The sequence below is a fragment of the Streptococcus sp. HSISS2 genome (assembly GCF_000448665.1).
GTDB lineage: Bacteria > Bacillota > Bacilli > Lactobacillales > Streptococcaceae > Streptococcus > Streptococcus raffinosi.
Window position 1 is genome coordinate 579,134 of sequence record NZ_CM002133.1, and the last position, 6,562, is coordinate 585,695.

General features: G+C 38.2%; 8 protein-coding genes and 2 pseudogenes. All 10 read left to right on the top strand.

The features are described from left to right. Positions 1 to 79: 79 nt before the first annotated feature. The 10 genes and pseudogenes from HSISS2_RS02755 (at position 80) to dprA (ending at position 6,557) form a co-directional block, all read left to right on the top strand. Positions 80 to 283, top strand: a complete 204-nt coding sequence (locus HSISS2_RS02755) for a hypothetical protein (protein ID WP_021145272.1) — start codon at positions 80 to 82, stop codon at positions 281 to 283. After that, positions 274 to 396 carry a hypothetical protein gene (locus HSISS2_RS12100; RefSeq protein WP_021145273.1) on the top strand — a complete coding sequence of 41 codons (123 nt, stop codon included), beginning with the start codon at positions 274 to 276 and terminating at the stop codon, positions 394 to 396. The genes HSISS2_RS02755 and HSISS2_RS12100 overlap by 10 nt, the downstream gene beginning before the upstream one ends. 16 nt (positions 397 to 412) lie before the next feature. Continuing rightward, positions 413 to 964, top strand: coding sequence for an anti-CRISPR protein AcrIIA6 (gene acrIIA6, locus HSISS2_RS02760; protein ID WP_021145274.1), 552 nt, complete (start codon positions 413 to 415; stop codon positions 962 to 964). A gap of 35 nt (positions 965 to 999) precedes the next feature. Next, positions 1,000 to 1,422: a hypothetical protein gene (locus tag HSISS2_RS02765; protein ID WP_021145275.1), complete on the top strand. Its 423-nt coding sequence runs from the start codon at positions 1,000 to 1,002 to the stop codon at positions 1,420 to 1,422. Between the two features lie 261 nt (positions 1,423 to 1,683). Then, a complete protein-coding gene (locus HSISS2_RS02770; RefSeq protein ID WP_021145276.1) occupies positions 1,684 to 2,199 on the top strand; it encodes a transcription repressor NadR in 516 nt (171 codons plus the stop codon). Positions 2,200 to 2,307: 108 nt separating this feature from the next. Further along, positions 2,308 to 2,982, top strand: a pseudogene (locus tag HSISS2_RS02775) (helix-turn-helix transcriptional regulator); the annotation flags it as partial. 129 nt (positions 2,983 to 3,111) lie between these two features. Continuing rightward, complete coding sequence (gene ylqF, locus HSISS2_RS02780; protein WP_021145278.1) at positions 3,112 to 3,966, top strand: ribosome biogenesis GTPase YlqF; 855 nt, start codon at positions 3,112 to 3,114, stop codon at positions 3,964 to 3,966. 154 nt (positions 3,967 to 4,120) lie between these two features. Continuing rightward, a pseudogene (locus tag HSISS2_RS02785) lies at positions 4,121 to 4,719 on the top strand (ribonuclease HII). A gap of 9 nt (positions 4,720 to 4,728) precedes the next feature. After that, the gene (locus HSISS2_RS02790; RefSeq protein WP_021145281.1) at positions 4,729 to 5,649 is read left to right on the top strand and encodes an ROK family protein; all 921 of its coding nucleotides are present in this window, start codon (positions 4,729 to 4,731) and stop codon (positions 5,647 to 5,649) included. Positions 5,650 to 5,717: 68 nt separating this feature from the next. Further along, positions 5,718 to 6,557, top strand: coding sequence for a DNA-processing protein DprA (dprA, locus tag HSISS2_RS02795; protein WP_021145282.1), 840 nt, complete (start codon positions 5,718 to 5,720; stop codon positions 6,555 to 6,557). The last annotated feature ends 5 nt before the right edge of the window (positions 6,558 to 6,562 follow it).

The following is a 6,562-nucleotide window of genomic DNA, read 5'->3' on the forward strand; positions in this document are numbered from 1 at the left end:
TCATATATGATATATAATATACATGTAAGATAAAGAAAAGGAAGTAAACAAAAATGAAATCACAAGTAATGAGCCTAGCATGGAAAATCTTCAAAAACGAAAAAACGACGTGACTTTCTCTGAAGCATTGAAAGTAGCTTGGAAAGCCGTTAAACGTCAAAACATGGCGGATGATTTCTATTTCTTCCGTTCTTCAAACATTAAATTCCAAGGTGTTAAAAAATGGTTTGCTGAAAAAGAATTTCGTGGACGCAACAAAAAGACTTGGCGTTTATGTCAGTAAGTGCGATCAGCGTAAAAGGATTGGTTGAAGAAACTGATAAAGCGGTTAAACTTGAAATCGTGACACCTTACGGAGTTTCTGCTAAATGGTACCCAAAAAGTGTAATTGCTTAATAAAAGGAGAAATAAAATGGAAATCAACAATGACATCAAGGACCTAATTTTAGAATACGTAGGACGATATTTTCGATTTGAAAACGACTTCTACAAACTTCCCAGAATCAAGTTTACCGATTCCAATTGGCAAAAATTCAAGAACGGTGACACTTCCATCGAAAAAATGGGAGCTGGCAGAGTGAACGCAATGCTCGATTGTCTATTTGATGATTTTGAGCTTGCTATGATTGGTAAGGCTCAAACCGATTACTACATGGACAATTCTTTAAAGATGAATATGCCATTTTATGCCTATTATGACCAATTTAAGAAACAGCAACTATTGAAATGGATCGAGAATAGTAGAGAGGATATCATAGGCGGTGCTGGCAGAATGTACACAGCTAGTGGGAATTGGATTTCTAGTGCCTATTTAGAAATTGCATTGGAATCCAGCTCGTTAGGTGGTGGTGAGTACATGTTGCAAATGCGTTTCAAAGACTACTCACGAAGCCAAGAGCCGATACCAGCAGGCCGCCAGAATCGACTTGAGTGGATTGAGAATAATTTGGAGAATATTCGATAATATCCGTGCGAGATGAAGAGAGGAAGTAAACGAAAATGAAAATCAATACGACAAGAGTTAACATGGTCTTGAATAACAAGGCTATTCCTGCTGATTATTTAGAAAATGAGCTTGGTATCAGTCGTTCTGTCATTGAAAAAGTTAGAGATGACGAGAGCGAATTTAAAAATCTAACTCTTGATGTTGCTGCGAAAATTCAAAAGTGGATTGATGATGGCAATTACACTTTTAGTTACGATTATAGTGAGCTTATCGAAGACCTTGAAGCTGACATAGCCGAGGGCTTAACAGATGATTACCTTTTTATTGTTCGTGGGGATTATAACGAGGCCTTGGAAAAGTGTCCAATCACCGACTATTATTATAGACAAGATGAAATTGATGACGGAGATATAGCTGAAAAGGTGTTGACAGCTTCTGCCTTGGCTGAAATGAAACAGGACAATTCTATTTTTTAACCGTTCAAATGAGCGGTTTTTTCATGTCGATTGGTAGCATAGGCTGCCAAGTCTTTTTGTCCACAATTCTGTCCACCTTTTTCAGAAATGTGCAGAAATAAATAAAAACAAAAAAGCTATAAACTCTTGGAACAGTGTGTTTATAGCTTTTATCTATTCTTATTGTTTCTCTAGTTTTAATATGATAGACTATGTTATAGCATTAACGATTTTCAAAAGTATTCGAAAAATTCGATAGTTGTAAGAGGAGTTGTTTAGTCTATGACTTTAAATCGCAAGCAAGAATTATTGGCACTGTTAAAGCAGTCTAAAGAAGCGATAAATGGGCAGAGTTTGGCGGAACATTTTGGTGTTACCCGTCAAATCATTGTCCAAGATATTGCACTTTTGCGAGCAGATGGTGCTCAAATTATTTCAACTAACAGGGGTTATATTTATAAAAACAGTGATGATAATTCTTATGAGCATCGACTCTTTAAAGTGAATCATACGGTGAATGACATGGAAGAAGAGCTTCTAGCTATTGTCGATAATGGGGGGCGTATTCAAAATATCATGATTGATCATCCAGTCTATGGTGAAATTCAAACCTTGTTGAAGTTGACTTGTCGTCGAGATGTTAGACATTTTTTAGAACAAGCAGCGTCAAGTGATTTTCGTCCACTATCTGAATTAACCAATGGTGTTCACTATCACCTTGTTGAAGCTGATAGTCAACAAGATTTAGATTACATTGAAGAGGTACTTGACAATATAGGATTTTTGGTCAAAGAATAATACAAAAGAGAAATGTAAAAGTAGTTGATTTCACTTGAAATCAACTACTTTTTTTGGTAAACTTATGTTAGTTTATTAACTTACGGAGGTGGCTATGTTTTCAGGACAAAACTAAAGGAAATTCGAGAAGCGCAAGGAATGAGCCAAGCATCAGTGGCTAAGCATCTGGGAATTTCACGCTCCTCTTATTTTAATTGGGAAAATGGTAAGACAAAGCCAAATCAAAAGAATCTTACAGTATTGTCCCAACTTTTTGGCGTGGCTGAGACATATTTTCTGTCTGAACACGAGATAGTGGAAGTTTACTTGGAACTCAATGACGAAAATCGTAAAGAAGCTTTGCGACTCACTAAGGCTCTTTTAGAAGAACAAGAAGCAGAAAAGCAGAAAGCACCTGTTATTCCGTTATACTCTTATAAAGTTTTCGAGCGTTTATCAGCCGGAACAGGATATACTTATTTTGGTGATGGCAATTATGATGAAGTTTTCTATGATGAAGAATTAGACCATGATTTTGCTTCTTGGGTTTTTGGAGATTCTATGGAACCCACTTACTTAAATGGAGAAGTAGTGTTGATCAAACAAACTGGTTTTGATTATGATGGTGCTGTTTATGCTGTGGATTGGGATGGTCAAACCTATATCAAAAAGGTTTATCGTGAGGAAGAGGGCCTGCGTTTAGTTTCTCTTAATAAACGCTATGGTGACAAGTTTGCTCCTTATGATGAAGACCCTCGAATTATCGGTAAAATTGTCGGTAACTTCATGCCTATTGAGGCCTAACCAAGTGACAACAATTGGGCATCTCAACCTAAATCTGTTATAATATAAGTAAAGTAAAGCCAAGATTTTGGCTTTTTTAAAAGAATTTATATGATATTTTACTAAGGCTATTAAAGAGGAGAAAAACAAATGGCAACTATTCAATGGTTCCCTGGGCACATGTCCAAGGCTCGCCGACAGGTCCAGGAAAATATAAAGCATGTTGATTTTGTCACCATTTTAGTGGATGCACGTTTACCACTTTCAAGTCAAAACCCTATGTTGACTAAGATTGTTGGCGACAAGCCTAAGCTTTTAATTCTCAATAAATCGGATCTTGCTGACAGCAATCGGACCAAAGAGTGGCGTACTTACTTTGAGAAACAAGGCATTAAAACTCTGGCTATTAATTCCAAGGAGCAGTCTACGGTTAAATTGGTGACAGATGCTGCTAAGATTCTTATGTCTGAGAAAATTCAACGCTTGCGTGAACGTGGGATTCAGAAAGAGAACTTGAGAACCATGATTATTGGTATTCCAAATGCAGGGAAATCAACCTTGATGAACCGCCTCGCTGGTAAAAAAATTGCTGTTGTGGGAAATAAACCTGGTGTTACAAAAGGCCAACAATGGTTGAAGTCAAATAAGGACTTGGAAATTCTTGATACTCCGGGTATCTTGTGGCCTAAGTTTGAGGATGAATTGGTTGGCTTGAAACTTGCTTTGACGGGTGCTATCAAAGACCAGCTGTTACCAATGGATGAAGTTACTATTTTTGGACTCAACTACTTTAAAACCTACTATCCAGAACGTCTCGAGGAACGTTTTAAAGGGATTGACCTTGAAGAAGAGGCTCCAGAAATCATTATGGAAATGACCCAAAAACTAGGCTTTCGTGAAGATTATGACCGTTTTTACAGTCTTTTTGTCAAAGATGTTCGTGATGGAAAACTAGGCCGTTACACACTTGATATTGTTGGGGTTGATACTGATGGCGACAATTAAAGAAGTCAAGGAACAATTAGCAACTTTGACAGACCTAGACGACCATCGTTGGGCGACATTTGAGGAAGATAGCCGTACTGGGGTACAGACCGCTATTAAGCAACGCCGTAAGGCCATCCTGGCGGAGATTGCGGAGGATGAGCGTTTGGAAACGATGCTTAATTACGAAAAATTGCTCTATGCCCAGGGAGTTGAACTCATTGCAGGTGTTGATGAAGTTGGACGAGGCCCCCTGGCTGGACCAGTGGTTGCCGCAGCTGTTATCTTGCCAAAGCTTTGCAAAATCAAAGGCCTCAATGACAGTAAAAAATCCCAAAATCAAAACATAAAGCCATCTATAAGCAGGTAATGAAACAAGCAGTGGCTGTCGGTATTGGTGTTAAGGACAATCATGTCATTGACGATGTCAATATTTATGAGGCAACTAAACTTGCTATGATTGAAGCTATTGAAAACCTCAGTCCTCAACCAGAACAGTTGTTAATTGATGCTATGACTTTAGATTTACCTATAGGACAAACATCAATTATTAAGGGGGATGCTAATTCCTTATCTATTGCTGCAGCATCAATCGTAGCAAAGGTAACCCGTGATGAGATGATGGCTGATTATGATCAAGAGTATCCTGGCTATGCATTTACCAAAAATGCAGGCTATGGAACTAAAGAGCATTTATCTGGTTTGGATAAACTTGGTATCACGCCAATTCATAGAAGAAGCTTTGAACCCATAAAGTCAATGCTTAAAAAGTAGGTGAGCAGAGTGATTGTAGCTATTGATATCGGAGGAACCTTTGTCAAGTTTGGTTTAGTTGACGATAATTTCAATATTACTAATCAATCTAAAGTTCCAACTCCAGCAAGCATAGATGATTTCTGGGGAACTTTAGAAAATATTGTTTCATCATATGAAGATGAAATTTCGGGGATTGCTATTGCGTGTCCGGGAGAAATTAATAGTAAACGTGGCTTTGTTTTCAAGGGGGGCCTTATCCCTTATTTAACAGCTATTCCTCTTGGAACAGGTCTATCTAAAACTTTTCAATTACCTGTAAAGGTTATCAATGATGCTGATGCGGCTGCTCTGGCTGAAGCTAGATATGGTAGTCTACAAGAAGTTGATTGTGGTGCTGCCTTGGTTTTAGGTACGGGTGTTGGCTTAGGGCTCGTCTCTCAGGGAGCCCTGTTAACCCCTCTTTTGGTTTCCAAATTTCTGAGAGGACCAAGTTCCCAAAGTAAGAGTCAAACGGCTCTCCCTTTTAAGTGGGCCTTGTTTAAGCAGGCACTGATCAGCCTTGTCGATAATAAAGGTTCTGCGGTTGGTTTTGTCCATGAGGCCAGTCAATTACTTGGCTTAGATCAGGATGATGGTCCAGCTGTCTTCTCAGCTATAGAAGAAGGTCAATTTGAAAAACTCAATTCGCTATTTAAGGACTATTGTCATGAAATTGCGGTGCTTATTCTGAATTTACAGACTTTCATGAACTTAGAAAGAGTCGTTATCGGCGGAGGCATCAGCAGACAAAATTCTTTGATAGCAGGTATTGTTAATGCTTATGAAGAGTTATTTAATGAAAAGTCTGATTTAGGTTTTGATCCAATTTCGATTCAAGCTTGTCATTTTCATAACGACAGTAACCTCCTAGGCGCAGCGTCTTATTTTATGTCTGAAAATGATTTATAATCAAGGAAAGTTCCATAAAGGGAGCTTTTTTCTTTATCTCTTGCGAATAAAGAAATGGAGGTATTTATATGAATAACTTTGAACTTTTTAAACTAAAAGCCGCTGGATTGACGAATTTAAACATCCTTAATATTTTAGACTATCAGAAGACTCAAGATAGAAAATTAAGTTTACGAGATATGGCAGTGGTTTCAAAGTCTAAAAATGCCGTACTTTTTATGGAAAAATACAAGACTTTAGATATTAAGCAACTTAAAGAGCAGTATCAGCGTTATCCGACAGTATCTATTTTTGACCAGGACTATCCGATTGAGTTAAAGCACACCTACAATCCACCAGTTCTGCTCTTTTATCAAGGAAATATTGAGTTGTTGAGTAAACCTAAGTTAGCAATTGTTGGGGCAAGGAAGTGCTCTGAAACAGGAAAACAGTCGGTTCGTAAGGTTGTTAATGAACTCGGTAATCATTTTACTATCGTTAGTGGCCTGGCGCGTGGCATTGATACCTGTGCCCATATGGAAGCTTTGAAAAATAAAGGTAACACCATTGCAGTTATTGGGACTGGACTAGACGTCTATTATCCTAAAGAAAATAAAGCTTTGCAGGACTATATGAGTAAAAATCATCTCGTGCTTTCAGAATATGCACCGAGTGAACAACCTCTCAAGTATCATTTTCCAGAACGAAATCGTATTATTTCAGGCTTGTGTCAGGGGGTTTTAGTTGTAGAAGCTAAGCTTCGATCGGGCAGTTTGATTACTTGTGAGCGTGCCATGGAGGAAGGAAGAGATGTTTTTGCTATTCCAGGAAATATTTTAGACGGAAAATCGGATGGCTGTCATCACCTCATTCAAGAGGGCGCAAAGTGTATTACGACGGGATTTGATATCCTTTCTGAGTTTTCTTGAAAATC

What these genes read in the sequence shown, in the direction of transcription:
- acrIIA6 (WP_021145274.1), top strand. Translation starts at nt 413, where the DNA reads ATGGAAATCAACAATGACATCAAGGACCTAATTTTAGAATACGTAGGA.
- dprA (WP_021145282.1), top strand. Translation starts at nt 5,718, where the DNA reads ATGAATAACTTTGAACTTTTTAAACTAAAAGCCGCTGGATTGACGAAT.
- HSISS2_RS02755 (WP_021145272.1), top strand. Translation starts at nt 80, where the DNA reads ATGGAAAATCTTCAAAAACGAAAAAACGACGTGACTTTCTCTGAAGCA.
- HSISS2_RS02765 (WP_021145275.1), top strand. Translation starts at nt 1,000, where the DNA reads ATGAAAATCAATACGACAAGAGTTAACATGGTCTTGAATAACAAGGCT.
- HSISS2_RS12100 (WP_021145273.1), top strand. Translation starts at nt 274, where the DNA reads ATGTCAGTAAGTGCGATCAGCGTAAAAGGATTGGTTGAAGAAACTGAT.
- HSISS2_RS02770 (WP_021145276.1), top strand. Translation starts at nt 1,684, where the DNA reads ATGACTTTAAATCGCAAGCAAGAATTATTGGCACTGTTAAAGCAGTCT.
- ylqF (WP_021145278.1), top strand. Translation starts at nt 3,112, where the DNA reads ATGGCAACTATTCAATGGTTCCCTGGGCACATGTCCAAGGCTCGCCGA.